The sequence below is a fragment of the Streptomyces sp. E11-3 genome (assembly GCF_046540415.1).
Taxonomy (GTDB): Bacteria; Actinomycetota; Actinomycetes; order Streptomycetales; family Streptomycetaceae; genus Streptomyces.
Genome location: NZ_JAZGRL010000001.1, coordinates 2,477,452 through 2,492,653, shown reverse-complemented (window position 1 = coordinate 2,492,653; position 15,202 = coordinate 2,477,452). Strand labels below are relative to the sequence as shown.

The following is a 15,202-nucleotide window of genomic DNA, read 5'->3' as shown; positions in this document are numbered from 1 at the left end:
ACGACACCCCTCCCCTTACCCCCCCCAAGGGACAGCCCCGTGGGTGCGGGGCCGCGCGGGGGGGGCGCGCCCCGCTGTCACCCGAAGGTGCTAATCCATGGCCGCAGAGCCGGGCGAATCCGGCGTAGGCCTCTCCCGCCGCACAACACCGCTCTATTCTCCGGATGCTGACCAGGCACGCCACCGGGCGTGCCGTGACCGGTGTACCGGTGTACCGGTGTCACGGGGAGGAGAGCGCATGCGGTCGGTTCCGCCGCTGGCCCGTCTCCTGATCGCGTGCGCCGTGCTCGGGGCCGTCGGTAGCGCGCTGCCCGCGTTCACCCATCCGACGCCGTGGACGACTGTGGCGCTGCTCGCCGCGTTGTACGCGGGCTGCGAGCGGATCGGCCGGAGCCGCTTCGTCGGGGAGCGTGTGCCCCAGAGCATCGGCGCGTTCCTCCCCGTACTGCTCGCCGGGGTGTTCCTGCTCCCGCCGCACGCCGCCGCGCTGATCGCCGTGCCCGGTGCGCTGATCGCCCCCGCCGAGCGGCGCCCCGCTGGACCCCGCCGCCTGTGGCGGGCCGCCCAACTCGCCCTGGCCTGCTGGGCGGGCGCCACCGTGCACCGCGCGCTCGACGGCTGCACGGCACTCAGCGCCGACGCACCGACCGTGCCGCACTTCCCGCACGCCCTGCTGCCCGCCGGGGCCTCGGCGCTGGCCTTCTGCCTGACCCTCGCTGTACTGGACGGCGGGATTCTGGCCACAGCCGAACGGCGACCGCTGCGCACCGCCTGGCGCGGCCACCTCCTCAGCTCGCTCGCACCCACCACGGTGCACGGGCTCGCCGGACTGATGATGGCCGTGCTCTGGACCAGCCCCTACGGCCCGCTGGCCGCGCTGCTCGTCCTGCTGCCGATGTACGTATCCGGCTGGATCTTCGCCCAGTACCACCGCGAGCGCGCCGCACACCAGGCCACCATCAGGGCCCTGGTCCAGGCCGTGGACATCAAGGACGAGTACACCCGCGGCCACAGCGAACGAGTGGGCCGTGCGTCGGAGTTGATCGCCCGCGAACTCGGCATGACGGACGAACGCGTGAAGGTGCTGCGCTTCGCCGGCATCCTGCACGACGTCGGGAAGCTCGGCGTGCCGACCCGACTGCTCAGAAAGGACGGCCCGCTGACCCTCGAGGAGCGCCGGGTGATCGAGCTGCACCCCGAGTACGGCCATGAGATGGTCCGCGGCATCGGGTTCCTGGGCGAGGCACGCTCGGCGATCCTGCACCACCACGAGCGGCTGGACGGCAGCGGTTACCCGTATGGCCTCGCCGGGCGGGAGATCCCGGAGTTCGCCCGTGTGGTCGCCGTCGCCGACGCCTTCGACGCGATGACCTCGACCCGCTCCTACAGCCGGGCCCGGCCGGTCGCGGACGCGGTCACCGAGCTGAAGCGCTGCGCCGGGCAGCAGTTCGACCCGCGGATGGTACGGGCTCTGGTGCGCGCCTTGGACCGGCACGGCTGGCACCCGGCCGTGACGGCGGATGAGCCCACCGGCCCGCGGGACACGGGCAGAAACGTCCCGCCACCGCAGCGCACGAGCCCGCGCACGAGTCCGAGCCCGAGTGCGAGCCCGAGTTCGAGCCCGCGTCCCCAGGAGCAGGCCGTACGCCAGCGCCACCCGGGTCCGGCCCGATGAGCCGCCGCACGCCCTGCACCGTGGCCGTCGTGTGCACCGCCGCGGGCCTGGTCACCGTACTCGCGCTGGGCTGGACCCTCGGGCACGGCATCGACGAACGCGGCACCGCCCTCGCCTTCGGGCTGCTCATCGCGCTTGGCGAGCTCGCCCGCTGGGGGAGCGCGGACGGCGGCGAACGGGAGCCCGCGCCGCTGGGCGCCGCGGGAGCACTCGCGTACGCCCTGCTCGGCCAGCACGCGGGCGAACCCACCACCCACGGGGTGCTCCAGATCCTCGCGGTCGTCGTCGCGGCGACGCTGGCCGGATCGGTCCCGCACCTCGCACACGGCCGCGGCCCCGGGCGCGACCACATCGCCCGCCGGGTGCTCACCGTCGGCTTCGCGGCCGTCTGCTTCCAGCCGCTCTACAACGCGGGCCAGGTGGGCGAACTGGTCGGCTACGGGCCGTACTACGCGCTGTGCATCGTCGGCGTACTCGCCCTCACCGCCCTCTTCGACGCCGTACTCGCCGCCGCCCTGGTGCGTGCCCGCACCAGATGGCCGTACGGCCCGCTGCTCCGCGACGAGCTGCGCGCCCTGCTCGGCATCGCCTCCGCGGTCGGCGCGACCGGCGCCGTGATGGCCCTCGCGGTCGCCGTCGTCGGGCTCTGGGCGCTGCCCGTGTTCTGTCTGCCGCTGCTGCTCACCCAGTTCGCCTTCCGGCGCTACGCGGCCGTCCGCACCACCTACCGGCAGACCATCACCTCACTCGCCCGGGCCACCGAGATCGCCGGATACACCCCACCGGGCCATGCCCGCCGGGTCGCTTCGCTCAGCCGCGCCGTCGGCCGGGAGCTGGGCCTGGCCGAGCACGAGCTGACGGTCCTGGAGTACGCGGCGCTGATGCACGACATCGGCCAGCTGTCGCTGCTCGACCCGGTCCCCGCGGGCGCCACCGCCGCCCTGCCCACCACCGAGCAGCGCCGGATCGCCCTGCTCGGCGGCGCGGTGGTGCGCCAGACCGGGGTGCCCGCCGATGTCGCGGTGGTGGTCGAGCGCCAGGCGGACCCGTACCGTGAGCAACCGCTCACCGCCCGGATCGTGCGTGCGGTGAACGCGTACGACGAGATGGCCCGCGCCCAGGGCCCCGGCGGCCCGCTGACCGCCCTGGAGCGGCTGCGGCTGGCGACCGGGCACGACTACCAGCCCGAAGTCGTTGAATCATTGGCCCGAGTGCTGGCCAGAGCGGCCTGACCCGGGTGGCGAGACGGCTTGATTCGAGTGGCGAGACGGCCTGACTCGGGCGGACGGGCGGCCTAGCTGGGGACCAGCTGGGTAACCCATGGGTAATGAGCGCCCGTCCGACTGGGCATGGTTGGATGCGAGTACAGGGTGTTTGGGGGACAGACCCCGACGCCGCGCGAATGAGCAGAACTGGTGTGAGAGACCTGGCAGGCGGGAATCGTGAGGATCTTCGGTAAGGGACGGCACCGGCCCTCCACCTCATGGCGGCAGGCCACCGATCGGGCGTTCACGCTGATCGGGGATGGCCGATACGAGGACGCGGGCGCGCTGCTGACGCGTGCGGCCGACCTCGAGCCGTGGCTGTCCGAGTCCTGGTTCAATCTGGCCCTGCTGCACAAGTTCCGGCATGACTGGGAGCAGGCGCGGGCCGCGGGACTGCGCGCGGTCGCGTTGCTGGACCGTGAGGCGGGCGCCCCCGACTGGTGGAACGTCGGCATCGCGGCCACCGCCCTGCAGGACTGGCCGCTGGCCAGGCGCGCCTGGCAGGCGTACGGCCTCAGGGTTCCCGGTGGCGCCGCCGCCGCGGGTGAGCCGCTCGGCATGGAGCTGGGCAGCGCGGCCGTACGGCTGTCGCCCGAGGGCGAGGCCGAGGTGGTGTGGGGCCGCAGGCTGGACCCGGCCCGGATCGAGGTGCTGTCGATCCCGCTGCCGTCCTCCGGGCGCCGCTGGGGCGAGGTCGTCCTGCACGACGGCGTCCCGCACGGCGAGCGCACCACCGAGGCCGGTCACTCGTACCCCGTCTTCGACGAGATCGAACTCTGGGCGCCGTCCCCCGTCCCCACCTGGGTGGTCCTCCTGGAGGCCGCCACCGAGGACGACCGGGACGCCCTGGAGCGCCTCGCCGCCGACGCGGGCTTCGCGGCCGAGGACTGGTCCTCGTCCGTGCGGCTGCTGTGCCGGATGTGCTCCGAGAGCCGGATGCCCAGCGACGAGGGCGACGGCGACCACCTCGACCCCCACGACCACAGCGAGCCCGGCCATCCGGGACCGCTCGGCCACCGCACGGCGGGCGCCCTGTGGGTGCCCGAGCGCGAGTGCGGGATCGCGGCGCCCGCCGGTCTGGTGCGCGGCCTCCTCGACGGCTGGGTGGCGGACAGCCCGGACTCCCGGGATTGGCGTGATCTGGAGGAGGTCTGCTGAGCGGCGGCAGGTGCCCGCGTCGGCTGGCCTTAGGCTGTATGCACCACAGGTCTTGGTTGAGGAAGGCGTACGGCGGACATGTCGCAGCAGGACACCGAACAGCAGCTCGCTGAGAACGCGGCGGTACTCCCCGTCGACGACGAGGGCTTCGTCGTGGACACCGAGGACTGCGAGGAGCGCGAGCAGGCCTACCGCGACCGTGGCACCGCGCGTCCGATCACCGTCGTCGGCAACCCCGTCCTGCACAAGGAGTGCAAGGACGTCACCGCCTTCGACGACGAGCTGGCCAAGCTGGTCGACGACATGTTCGCCAGCCAGCACGCCGCCGAGGGCGTGGGCCTGGCCGCCAACCAGATCGGCGTCGACCTGAAGGTCTTCGTCTACGACTGCCCCGACGACGTCGGCAAGCGGCACACCGGCGTCGTCTGCAACCCCGTACTCGAAGAGCTCCCGGCCGACAGCCGCTCGCTCGACGACTCCAACGAGGGCTGCCTCTCCGTCCCCACCGCCTACGCCTCGCTGGCCCGCCCCGACTACGCGGTGGTCCGCGGCCAGGACGAGAAGGGCAACCCGATCACGGTCCGCGGCACCGGCTACTTCGCCCGCTGCCTGCAGCACGAGACGGACCACCTGTACGGCTACCTGTACATCGACCGCCTCTCCAAGCGCGACCGCAAGGACGCGCTGCGGCAGATGGACGAGGGCACGCCGCGCTACGAGGTCGTACCGAACGCCTGAGCCGTTCTGTCGGCCGCTGCTCCAGCTGTCGCGGCGCCTTCGATTCGCACGCCTGTCCGATGGAAGATCACCTAGGGTGTGCGGCATGACGCTGCAACTTGTTCAGGTGAACTTCAAGGCCGGGGACGACTCGGCGCTCGGCCGGTTCTGGGCGCAGGCGCTCGGCTGGGGTGTTTCCAGTGAAGGGCCCGGCGTCACCAACCTGGAACCCGTGGGCTTCGACTGGCCGGACCCGTCCGCCGTCTGCATCGATCTCGTCCGCGTCCCGGATCCGGAGACGGTGAAGTGCCGCGTGCACATCGAGCTCGCCACCACCTCCGAGGCCCATCAGGCGGAGTTGGTCGCACGGCTGAAGGAGCTCGGGGCGACGCCCGCCGATGTGGGCCAGGGCGACGCGCCGTGGACGGTGCTGGCCGACCCGGAAGGCAACGTGTTCAGCGTCCTGGAGCCCCGGGAGCTCTACCGGGACACCGGGCCGATAGCCGCCGTGGTCGTCGCCTGCGCCGACCCACGGGCCATGGTCCGGTTCTGGGGCGAGGCGCTCGACTGGACCGTCCACGAGCTGACCGACGACCGCGCCCTGCTGCGCTCCGTCAAGGACGTCGGGCCGTACCTGGAGTTCCGCCGTACGCCCGACGACGAGGTCGTATGGAACCGCGTCCATCTCGACGTGATGTCCGACCCCGTCGACGATCAGGCGAGGGAGGTCGCCCGGCTCGAAGGCATCGGCGCGATACGGGCCGACGTGGGGCAGGGTGACGTCTCCTGGGTCGTCCTGGCCGACCCGGCGGGCAACGAGTTCTGCGTCCTCGGCAGGGGCTGACGCGCTCGACCGATGGTGCCGGCGTGACTCTCCACGCCGGCACCATCGACAACTGTCAGAAGTCGTCGTCGAACGACACCGAGCCCTCCACCGCGACCTGGTACGCCGACGGCCGCCGCTCGAAGAAGTTGGTCAGCTCCTGCACGCCCTGGAGCTCCATGAACGAGAACGGGTTCTCCGAACCGAACACCGGAGCCAGGCCCAGCCGCGCCAGCCGCTGGTCCGCGACGCACTCCAGGTACTGCCGCATCGACTCGGTGTTCATCCCCGGCAGCCCCTCGCCGCACAGGTCGCGCCCGAACTGCAGCTCCGCAGTCACGGCCTCGCTCAGCATGTCGGTGATCTGCCGGTCGAGCTCGTCGTCGAAGAGGTCGGGCTCCTCCTTGCGGACGGTGTCCACGACCTCGAAGGCGAAGTTCATGTGCATCGTCTCGTCCCGGAACACCCAGTTGGTGCCGGTGGCCAGGCCGTGCAGCAGCCCGCGGGAGCGGAACCAGTACACGTAGGCGAAGGCCCCGTAGAAGAACAGCCCCTCGATGCACGCCGCGAAGCAGATCAGGTTCAGCAGGAAGCGGCGGCGGTCGGCCTTGGACTCCAGGCGGTCGATGGACTCCACCGAGTCCATCCACTTGAAGCAGAACTCGGCCTTCTCGCGGATCGACGGGATGTTCTCGACGGCGGCGAAGGCGGCCGCACGGTCGTCCGGGTCGGGCAGATAGGTGTCCAGCAGCGTCAGATAGAACTGGACGTGCACGGCCTCCTCGAAGAGCTGCCGCGACAGATACAGCCGCGCCTCGGGGGAGTTGATGTGCTTGTAGAGGGTGAGCACCAGGTTGTTCGCCACGATCGAGTCGCCGGTCGCGAAGAAGGCGACCAGGCGGCCGATCATGTGCTGCTCGCCGGGGGAGAGCTTGGCGAGGTCGGTGACGTCGGAGTGGAGGTCGACCTCCTCCACGGTCCAGGTGTTCTTGATGGCGTCCCGGTAGCGCTCGTAGAAGTCCGGGTAGCGCATGGGGCGCAGGGTGAGTTCGAAGCCCGGGTCGAGCAGGTTCTTCTCGGATGCGGGGGTCGTCACTGGCAGGCCTCGCAGGATTCGGGGTTTTCCAGGGAGCAGGCGACCGCGTCGGGTTCGGGCGTCGCCTGTACGGGGATGGGGGCGGCGGCCGGTGCCGACTGGCCGGACGCGGCGCGGGCGATGCGGGTCGCCGGGCGGGAGCGCAGGTAGTACGTCGTCTTCAGGCCCTGCTTCCAGGCGTACGCGTACATCGAGCTGAGCTTGCCGATGGTCGGCGTCTCCAGGAACAGGTTCAGCGACTGCGACTGGTCGAGGTACGGCGTACGGGCCGCGGCCATGTCGATCAGCGCGCGCTGCGGCAGCTCCCACGCGGTGCGGTACAGCGCCCGGACCTCGTCGGGTACCCAATCCAGGCCCTGCACCGAGCCGTTGGCCTCGCGCAGCGCCTCGCGGGTCCGTGCGTCCCAGACGCCGAGCCGCTTGAGGTCCTGCACCAGGTAGGCGTTGACCTGGAGGAACTCGCCGCTGAGGGTCTCGCGCTTGAAGAGGTTGGAGACCTGCGGCTCGATGCACTCGTAGACGCCCGCGATGGAGGCGATGGTCGCGGTCGGCGCGATCGCCAGGAGCAGCGAGTTGCGCATGCCGGTCGTGGCGATGCGCTCGCGCAGTGCGGCCCAGCGCTCGGGCCAGTGCTGCTGTACGCCGTAGTGGTCGGGGTGCAGCACGCCGCGCGCGGTACGGGTCTTCTCCCAGGCCGGGAGAGGGCCGCCTCGCTCGGCGAGGTCGGCGGACGCCTCGTACGCGGCGAGCATGATCCGCTCGGCGATGCGGGTGGAGAGGGCCTTGGCCTCGGGGGAGTCGAAGGGCAGGCGGAGCTGGAAGAAGACGTCCTGCAGGCCCATCGCGCCCAGGCCCACCGGGCGCCACTTGGCGTTGGAGCGCCCGGCCTGCTCGGTCGGGTAGAAGTTGATGTCGACGACCCGGTCCAGGAAGGTCACGGCGGTGCGGACGGTGGCGTCCAGCCGCTCCCAGTCGATGTCGCCCGTCCCGTCGTCCCCCTCGACCACGAACGCGCCCAGGTTCACCGAGCCCAGGTTGCAGACGGCCGTCTCGCCGTCGTCCGTGACCTCCAGGATCTCGGTGCACAGGTTCGACGAGTGGACCGTGTGGCCGGGCTCGGCGGTCTGGTTGGCGGTGCGGTTGGAGGCGTCCTTGAAGGTCATCCAGCCGTTGCCGGTCTGCGCGAGGGTGCGCATCATCCGGCCGTACAGGTCACGCGCCGGGATGGTCTTCTGCGCCAGTCCCTGGGCCTCGGCCTTGCGGTACGCCGCGTCGAACTCGTCGCCCCACAGGTCGACCAGCTCCGGCACATCGGAGGGCGAGAACAGCGACCAGTCGCCGCCCGACTCGACCCGGCGCATGAACTCGTCCGGGATCCAGTGCGCCAGGTTGAGGTTGTGCGTACGCCGCGCCTCCTCACCGGTGTTGTCGCGCAGCTCCAGGAACTCCTCCAGGTCCGCGTGCCAGGTCTCCAGGTAGACACAGGCGGCGCCCTTGCGGCGGCCGCCCTGGTTGACCGCGGCGACCGAGGAGTCGAGGGTGCGCAGGAACGGCACGATGCCGTTGGAGTGGCCGTTGGTGCCGCGGATCAGCGAACCGCGGGAGCGGATACGGGAGTACGGGAGTCCGATGCCGCCCGCGTGCTTGGAGAGCCGCGCCACCTGGTGGTACCGGTCGTAGATCGAGTCGAGCTCGTCCAGCGGCGAGTCCAGCAGGTAGCAGGAGGACATCTGGGGGTGCCGGGTGCCGGAGTTGAACAGGGTCGGCGACGACGGGAGGTAGTCGAGCCTGCTCATCAGGGAGTACAGCGCGGCGACTTCGTCCACGGCCCGGTCGGAGTGGTCCTCGGCGAGGCCTGCGGCCACCCGGAGCATGAAGTGCTGCGGGGTCTCGATGACCTGGCGGGTGACGGGGTGGCGCAGCAGATAGCGGCTGTGCAGCGTCCGCAGTCCGAAGTAGCCGAAGCGGTCGTCGGCGCCGGTGTCGATCAGCGCGTCCAGGCGGGCCGCGTGGGTGCGTACGAATTCGGCCGTACGGTCCGCGATCAGGCCCTCGCGGTGTCCGGTGGCGACCGAGTCGGAGAAGGTGACAACCCCCTGCGAGGCTGCCTCCTTGGCGATGGTGACCGTCAGCAGCCTGGCCGCCAGGCGCGCGTACGCCGGGTCGTCACCGATCAGGCCCGCGGCCGCCTCGGTGGCGAGCGAGCGCAGCTCGGCCTCGTCCGATCCGGCGTGCCGGCCGCGCAGCGCGGCGGCGGCGACCTTGCCCGGGTCGGTGTCGGGGAGGTCGGCGGTGAAGTCGGTCAGGGTCCGCAGCAGTGCGGTGCCCGGGGCGTCTTCGACCCGCTCGGCAACCCTTGAGACAGGATCGGCTGGCGCGATGGTCACGGTGGAGCACTCCCTCGCTCGGCGCGGGGCCCGCGGGGAGCGGCGGGGGAGACGGGCGCGGGCACCCGTGCCGGGCCACCGCGCTCCGCGTCCACCAGCCCATTCCACGAGGCCCGGACGTATCGGCACCCGGACCGGACGGTACGAGTGCGCTGTCGGCAGGACCTCGGACTGAGCGGGTACGCAAAAGCGCACCAGTACACCGTTGCGGGACAGTTCCGGATTTGCACCGGATTCCCCTGCGGCGACAGCGAGCACGAGCATACATGTGGGGTTCGTTGGTTGCGGGACCCCCCACATATTGTGTCGCGGTGTCCCTGCGTAGGGTGGGGCGCGCTAGGCCACGGGCCGCGGTGTCACGGGTTGCCGAGCCACGCCACGGGCCGCGGTGTCACGGGTTGCCGAGCCACGCCACGGGCCGTCGCGCTACCAGGCCAGCGCGTAGGTGAGGAGGCTGACCAGGTCGGGTACGGGCTCCCAGTCGCGGTCCGGTGTCCGTACGAAGCCAAGCCGTTCGTAGATCCGGTGTGCCGAGTGCATCGAGGCCTGAGTGGACAGCACGACGCCGGTGCACTCCGCGGCCCGCGCCCGCTCCAGGCAGGCCCGCACCAACGCCTCGCCCACACCCCGGCCGCGCGCGGCCGGGTCCACGGCGAGCATCCGGAACTCGGCCTCGCCGGTCCTGGCTATCTCCGCCAGGGGAGTCCCGGCCACCGCGAAGGTCACCCCGCCGAGCGGCGCCGCGCCCGTCGGCCCGCCGCTGTCCACGGCGACGAGTACCTCGGCCTTCGCCGCGCGCGAGGCCACGTCGCGCAGCGTGTGCAGATACGGGTCCTCGGCGCCGAAGTCCAGGTGGCCGTCCTGGAGATAGGCCTGTGCGGTGAGCTCGCCCAGTGCTTCGTACTCCTCGGCCCGTGCCGGTCTGATCTGGAAGTCCATGATTCGCAGTGTGCCGTACGGCGCTGACAGCGGGCCGCGGTTTTCCCCAGGGAAACCGGCGGCCCGCTGTCATGGGGTCAGCAGCAGCGGAAGCCCTCGCGGGGATCGCGCCCGTGCCCGTCGGTGCGCCGCCGCTCGAACTCGCCGCGGCACAGCACCGGGGCGTCCGGATGCTCGTGGCGGGCCCGCTCGACATAGCGGTCGTAGGCGTTCTCGCCGGTGAACTCGCGTACGTACCACCACAGTCGGGCCAGTGCCCCGCGTGGCGCGGCGGTCGCGCTCACCGGACCGGCTCCGGCTCGTCGGGGCGCTGCTCGGGGATGCCGCCGCCGGGGCCCAGGCCCGCGGCCGCGAGTTGGGCCTTCTCCTCCGGCGTCGCGATCAGTTCGTCCGGGGCGATGATCTGGGACTCCTCGTACGGGGCCTCCTTGAGCTCCGCCGACTGCGGGTTCCGTATGGCCTTCACACAGACCCGTACGGCGTCGGCGATCACGACGACGATCAGCAGTGCGAACACCGCCGAAAGGGTGCCCTGGACCGTGGTGTTGGTGACGATCGTCTCCAGGTCCGCGAGTTCCTTGCCGCTGAAGTCCCCGGAGTCGATCTTGTCCTGGGTCGCGGAGCGCAGGCTGAAGAAGCCGACGCGCGGGTCGTCCGAGAACACCTTCTGCCAGCTGGCGGTGAGGGTGACGACGGCGTCCCAGGCGAGCGGGACACCCGTCACCCAGGCCCACTTGAGCCGCCCGGACTTGATCAGCATGACCGTGCAGACCGTGAGGGCGACCGCGGCGAGCAGCTGGTTGGAGATACCGAAGATCGGGAAGAGCTGGTTGATCCCGCCGAGCGGGTCATGGACGCCGACCCAGAGGAAGTAGCCCCAGGCCAGCACCACCAGGGCGCTGGTGAGATAGACGCCGGGCAGCCAGCCCACATCGCGGAACTTCCCGAGTACGGGTTCGGTCCTGCCCAGCGCCCTGCCCAGGCCCCGGGGCATCCAGGATGCCTGCCGCGCCTTGCCGACCAACGGCTGGGTGTTGCCGATGACTTCCTGGAGCATGAAGCGGCCGACGCGGGTGCCGGAGTCGATCGCGGTGAGGATGAACAGCACCTCGAACATGATCGCGAAGTGGTACCAGAACGCCATCATGCCGGAGCCGCCGATGACGCCCGAGAAGATGCTGGCGACGCCCAGCGCGAAGGTGGGTGCGCCACCGGTGCGCGACAGGAGCCCGTCCTCGCCCAGGTGCACGTCCTGGGCGGCCGCGGCCAGGTCGGCGGGCGTGATGGAGAAGCCGAAGCCGGTGATCGTGTCGGAGACGGTCTGCAGATCGGCGCCGATGATGTTCGGCGGGGCGTTCATCGCGAAGTAGAGCCCTGGGTCCAGGACACAGGCCGCGATCATCGCCATCACGGCGACCGAGGACTCCATCAGCATGCCGCCGTAGCCGACCATGCGGACCTGGGTCTCCTTCTGGATCATCTTGGGCGTGGTGCCCGAGGAGATCAGGGCGTGGAAGCCGGAGAGGGCGCCACAGGCGATGGTGATGAAGACGAACGGGAAGAGCGAGCCCGCGAAGACCGGCCCGTCGCCGCGTCCCGCGAAGTCGGTGACGGCGTCCATCTTCATGCCCGGCAGCGTGAAGAGGATGCCGAGCGCCAGCATCCCGATCGTGCCGATCTTCATGAAGGTCGAGAGGTAGTCGCGCGGTGCGAGCAGCATCCACACCGGGAGTACGGAGGCGACGAAGCCGTAGATGACCAGCCAGACGACCAGGGTCGACTTGTCGAGGGTGAAGGCGCCGGCCCAGCTCGACTCGGCGACCCAGCGGCCCGCCACGATGGCGAGCAGCAGCATCCCGACGCCGAGCAGCGAGACCTCCGCGACCCGGCCCGGCCGGATCCAGCGCATGTAGATGCCCATGAACAGGGCGATCGGGATCGACAGCGCGGTGGCGAAGGTGCCCCAGGGCGACTCGGCCAGGGCGTTGAGCACTACGAGGGACAGCACCGCGATCAGGATGATCATGATGGAGAAGACCGCGAGCAGACCGGCGATGCCGCCGATCGGGCCGATCTCCTCGCGGGCGATCCGGCCCAGCGACTTGCCGTTGCGGCGGGTGGAGAAGAACAGGACCACCATGTCCTGCACCGCGCCCGCGAAGATCACGCCGACGATGATCCAGATGGTGCCGGGGAGGTATCCCATCTGCGCGGCCAGCACCGGGCCGACCAGCGGGCCCGCCCCGGAGATGGCCGCGAAGTGGTGGCCGAGCAGCACCCGCCGGTCGGTCGGGTGGAAGTCGACGCCGTCGTTCAGGCGTTCGGCAGGGGTGGCCCGGGTCCGGTCCGCCTTGAGTACCCGGTACAGGATGAACTTGGCGTAGAACCGGTACCCGATCGCGTACGAGCCGAGTGCCGCGCCCACCATCCAGGCGGCCGAGACCTCTTCGCCTCGGGACAGCGCGAGCATCGCCCAGCTGAGGGCGCCGACGAGAGCGACCGCTGTCCAGATCGCCACCGACTTCGGTGTCATGCGCGGCCGTTGTCCGGTTTTCGGTGGTGCTGTCCCAGCCATATGGCGCTCCCGTCCCCTAGATCACCTGTTCACCTGTGGCGTGTGTTACCCACGTCACGGGCAGGAAATCTAGGGCGGTGGCCCCGGTCCGGGTAACCCCTCAGTCGAGGGGGCGCTGCAGCCGGGCGACGAACTTGTACCGGTCGCCGCGGTACACCGAGCGCACCCACTCCACCGGGCTGCCCGCGGCGTCCAGCGAGTGCCGCGACAGCATCAGCATGGGCAGTCCGACGTCGGTGCCGAGCAGTCCGGCCTCGCGGGGTGTGGCCAGCGAGGTCTCGATGGTCTCCTCGGCCTCCGCGAGGCGTACGTCGTACACCTCGGCCAGTGCCGTGTAGAGCGAGGTGTACTTGACCAGCGAACGGCGCAGCGCCGGGAAGCGCTTGGCCGACAGATGGGTGGTCTCGATCGCCATCGGCTCACCGCTCGCCAGGCGCAGCCGCTCGATGCGCAGCACCCGGCCGCCGGTGGAGATGTCGAGCAGCCCGGCCAGGGTGTCGTCGGCGGTGATGTAGCCGATGTCCAGGAGCTGCGAGGTGGGTTCGAGTCCCTGGGCCCGCATGTCCTCGGTGTAGGAGGTGAGTTGCAGCGCCTGGGACACCTTGGGCTTGGCCACGAACGTGCCCTTGCCCTGGATGCGCTCCAGGCGGCCCTCGACGACCAGCTCCTGCAGGGCCTGGCGCACGGTGGTGCGCGAGGTGTCGAACTCCGCGGCCAGGGTGCGCTCGGGCGGCACCGGGGTGCCCGGCGGCAGGGTTTCGGTCATGTCCAGCAAGTGCCGCTTGAGGCGGTAGTACTTGGGGACGCGCGCGGTGCGCGTGGCGCTCGCGGGCTCGCCCGCGGGGGCGGTCGCCTGGGGCTTGCCGGTCTCGGTACCCATGCTCTGCCTTCCAGGCTGCTGTGCTGCTGCCGTCACCGGCTCCTCCGTCTGTTGCGGCTCACATGGTGGCACGGCCCGCCCCGGACCGGTCGACCTCGCTCAGGTGTCGGTCCGATAACGGGATCTGGGACCCCTCTTATACACCCTTGACACCCCTAAAGGTCTAGGCCAAGCTCCCGGTACTGGTCTAAACCATTAAAGACCACGTCCCGGCCCCACGGGCAGTACTTCGCGTATGTCACCGCGGTGGGCAGGGGGGTTGCTGGTTTCCCTGAGGAGGGTGACATGAAGCGCAAGCTCGTAATGGCAGTCGGTGTGGCGGCCATGATGACCGGTGTCGCGGCCTGTGGCGGCGACAGCGACAGCGGCGGTGCCACGGACAAGGACGGCAACAAGGTCCTCAAGGTCTGGGTGATGGACGGGTCGGCGCCCGAGGCGTGGATCAAGGAAGTCAACAAGGAGTTCGAGGCCAAGCACGAGGGCGTCAAGGTCAAGGTCGAGGAACAGAAGTGGAACGGCATCCAGGAGAAGGTCACCACGGCCCTCTCCGAGGACACCCCGCCGGATGTCATCGAGCTGGGTAACACCCAGACCGCCGGCTACGCGGCCACCGAGGGCCTTGCCGACCTGACCGACGACAAGGCCAAGCTGGGCTACGACGGCTGGAACAAGGGCATGGTCGCCTCGGCCGAGCTCGACGGCAAGCTCTACGCCGCTCCCTGGTACGCGGCCAACCGCGTCGTCATCTACGACAAGAAGATCTTCAAGGACGCCGGGGTCGAGGAGCCCACCACCCGCGAGGAGTGGCTGGACGGCCTGAAGAAGATCAAGAAGTCCGACGGCAAGGTCCAGCCGATCTATCTGCCGGGCCAGAGCTGGTACGTCTTCGCCGGGTTCCTCTGGGACGAGGGCGGCGACCTCGCGGTCAAGGACGGCGACCAGTGGAAGGGTGCCCTGGCCACCGACGAGGCGGCATCGGCGATCAACTTCTACAAGGAGCTGCAGTCGCTGTCCAAGGCCCCCAAGGACAAGGACGAGGCGACCCCGCAGCAGTCCACGGACATCGTGCCCAAGGGTGACATCGCCTCCTGGATCGGTCTGGGCTGGGAGGCCGGCGGCGCCATCGACGCCATCGAGAAGGCCAAGGGCAAGGCCGACTTCGGCTACTTCCCGATCCCGGGCAAGACGGCCGACAAGCCGGGCAGCGTCTTCTTCGGCGGCTCGAACCTCGCCATCGCCGAGCGCTCCAAGAACAAGGACCTCGCCAAGGAGTGGCTGGCCCTGGCCGCCGGCAAGGAGCAGATGGCCAAGTACAGCGCGGAGGTCACCGGCAGCCTGCTGCCGAACAACGACGCCGCGCAGTTCACGCCGGAGGCGGGCTCCTTCGCCGAGGCCATGGCCAAGTCCGCGGTCTCCGGCAAGATCACCCCGGTCACGCCGGGCTGGGCGAACGTCGAGACCGAGCCCAACCCGATCAAGGAGTACATGACCAAGGTGCTCAAGGGCGAGGACCCGAAGAAGGCCGGCGAGGCGGCCGACAAGGTCATCACGGAGCGCGTCAACCAGGAGTAGCCGTACCTGGAGGTGGTGCGGCCGGTGCGCGGGCACGGGCCGCACCACCCCGTTACGCAGTGACAGCGGCCCGCACCCGGGGCCGCAGGCCCGGTGGGCGCCGAGCGGTCCCGGG

Annotated in this window: 12 protein-coding genes and 1 riboswitch; of the genes, 6 read left to right on the top strand and 6 right to left on the bottom strand. The window is 70.6% G+C overall.

Annotated elements, in window-relative coordinates; all coding sequences use genetic code 11:
• The first annotated feature begins 238 nt into the window (after positions 1-238).
• The 5 genes from U9R90_RS11145 to U9R90_RS11125 all read left to right on the top strand — a co-directional run bounded on the left by U9R90_RS11145 (position 239) and on the right by U9R90_RS11125 (position 5,659).
• Positions 239-1,675 carry an HD-GYP domain-containing protein gene (locus U9R90_RS11145; RefSeq protein ID WP_411056260.1) on the top strand — a complete coding sequence of 479 codons (1,437 nt, stop codon included), beginning with the start codon at positions 239-241 and terminating at the stop codon, positions 1,673-1,675.
• Positions 1,672-2,907 (top strand): HD-GYP domain-containing protein, encoded by a 1,236-nt coding sequence (locus tag U9R90_RS11140; RefSeq protein WP_411056259.1) that lies wholly within the window; start codon positions 1,672-1,674, stop codon positions 2,905-2,907. Before U9R90_RS11145 ends, U9R90_RS11140 begins: the two co-directional genes overlap by 4 nt.
• A gap of 210 nt (positions 2,908-3,117) precedes the next feature.
• The gene (locus U9R90_RS11135) at positions 3,118-4,098 is read left to right on the top strand and encodes a tetratricopeptide repeat protein (RefSeq protein WP_411056258.1); all 981 of its coding nucleotides are present in this window, start codon (positions 3,118-3,120) and stop codon (positions 4,096-4,098) included.
• A 78-nt stretch (positions 4,099-4,176) separates the two neighbouring features.
• The gene (def, locus tag U9R90_RS11130) at positions 4,177-4,836 is read left to right on the top strand and encodes a peptide deformylase (RefSeq protein ID WP_411056257.1); all 660 of its coding nucleotides are present in this window, start codon (positions 4,177-4,179) and stop codon (positions 4,834-4,836) included.
• Positions 4,837-4,921: 85 nt separating this feature from the next.
• Entirely contained in the window at positions 4,922-5,659 is a 738-nt protein-coding gene (locus U9R90_RS11125) for a VOC family protein (protein WP_411056256.1), read from the top strand.
• Between the two features lie 55 nt (positions 5,660-5,714).
• Here the strand turns inward: U9R90_RS11125 and U9R90_RS11120 are convergent, their stop codons facing one another.
• The 6 genes from U9R90_RS11120 to U9R90_RS11095 all read right to left on the bottom strand — a co-directional run bounded on the left by U9R90_RS11120 (position 5,715) and on the right by U9R90_RS11095 (position 13,515).
• The gene (locus tag U9R90_RS11120) at positions 5,715-6,671 is read right to left on the bottom strand and encodes a ribonucleotide-diphosphate reductase subunit beta (RefSeq protein ID WP_411057709.1); all 957 of its coding nucleotides are present in this window, start codon (positions 6,669-6,671) and stop codon (positions 5,715-5,717) included.
• Between the two features lie 59 nt (positions 6,672-6,730).
• Positions 6,731-9,121, bottom strand: a complete 2,391-nt coding sequence (locus tag U9R90_RS11115; RefSeq protein WP_411056255.1) for a ribonucleoside-diphosphate reductase subunit alpha — start codon at positions 9,119-9,121, stop codon at positions 6,731-6,733.
• Positions 9,122-9,260: 139 nt separating this feature from the next.
• A riboswitch (cobalamin riboswitch) is annotated at positions 9,261-9,402 on the bottom strand.
• Positions 9,403-9,547: 145 nt separating this feature from the next.
• Entirely contained in the window at positions 9,548-10,060 is a 513-nt protein-coding gene (locus U9R90_RS11110) for a GNAT family N-acetyltransferase (protein ID WP_411056254.1), read from the bottom strand.
• A 77-nt stretch (positions 10,061-10,137) separates the two neighbouring features.
• Positions 10,138-10,344, bottom strand: coding sequence for a CstA-like transporter-associated (seleno)protein (locus U9R90_RS11105; RefSeq protein ID WP_411056253.1), 207 nt, complete (start codon positions 10,342-10,344; stop codon positions 10,138-10,140).
• Positions 10,341-12,593 carry a carbon starvation CstA family protein gene (locus U9R90_RS11100; protein WP_411056252.1) on the bottom strand — a complete coding sequence of 751 codons (2,253 nt, stop codon included), beginning with the start codon at positions 12,591-12,593 and terminating at the stop codon, positions 10,341-10,343. The genes U9R90_RS11105 and U9R90_RS11100 overlap by 4 nt, the downstream gene beginning before the upstream one ends.
• 142 nt (positions 12,594-12,735) lie before the next feature.
• Positions 12,736-13,515: a GntR family transcriptional regulator gene (locus U9R90_RS11095; RefSeq protein ID WP_411056251.1), complete on the bottom strand. Its 780-nt coding sequence runs from the start codon at positions 13,513-13,515 to the stop codon at positions 12,736-12,738.
• 285 nt (positions 13,516-13,800) lie between these two features.
• Here U9R90_RS11095 and U9R90_RS11090 point away from each other — a divergent pair, with 285 nt between their 5' ends.
• Positions 13,801-15,087 carry an extracellular solute-binding protein gene (locus U9R90_RS11090; protein WP_411056250.1) on the top strand — a complete coding sequence of 429 codons (1,287 nt, stop codon included), beginning with the start codon at positions 13,801-13,803 and terminating at the stop codon, positions 15,085-15,087.
• Positions 15,088-15,202: the final 115 nt, after the last annotated feature.

Bases quoted from the DNA above. Each gene is read 5' to 3' on its own strand.
- U9R90_RS11145 (WP_411056260.1), top strand. From the start codon at position 239: ATGCGGTCGGTTCCGCCGCTGGCCCGTCTCCTGATCGCGTGCGCCGTG.
- U9R90_RS11140 (WP_411056259.1), top strand. From the start codon at position 1,672: ATGAGCCGCCGCACGCCCTGCACCGTGGCCGTCGTGTGCACCGCCGCG.
- def (WP_411056257.1), top strand. From the start codon at position 4,177: ATGTCGCAGCAGGACACCGAACAGCAGCTCGCTGAGAACGCGGCGGTA.
- U9R90_RS11125 (WP_411056256.1), top strand. From the start codon at position 4,922: ATGACGCTGCAACTTGTTCAGGTGAACTTCAAGGCCGGGGACGACTCG.
- U9R90_RS11120 (WP_411057709.1), bottom strand. From the start codon at position 6,671: ATGCGCTACCCGGACTTCTACGAGCGCTACCGGGACGCCATCAAGAAC.
- U9R90_RS11110 (WP_411056254.1), bottom strand. From the start codon at position 10,060: ATGGACTTCCAGATCAGACCGGCACGGGCCGAGGAGTACGAAGCACTG.
- U9R90_RS11100 (WP_411056252.1), bottom strand. From the start codon at position 12,593: ATGACACCGAAGTCGGTGGCGATCTGGACAGCGGTCGCTCTCGTCGGC.
- U9R90_RS11095 (WP_411056251.1), bottom strand. From the start codon at position 13,515: ATGGGTACCGAGACCGGCAAGCCCCAGGCGACCGCCCCCGCGGGCGAG.
- U9R90_RS11090 (WP_411056250.1), top strand. From the start codon at position 13,801: ATGAAGCGCAAGCTCGTAATGGCAGTCGGTGTGGCGGCCATGATGACC.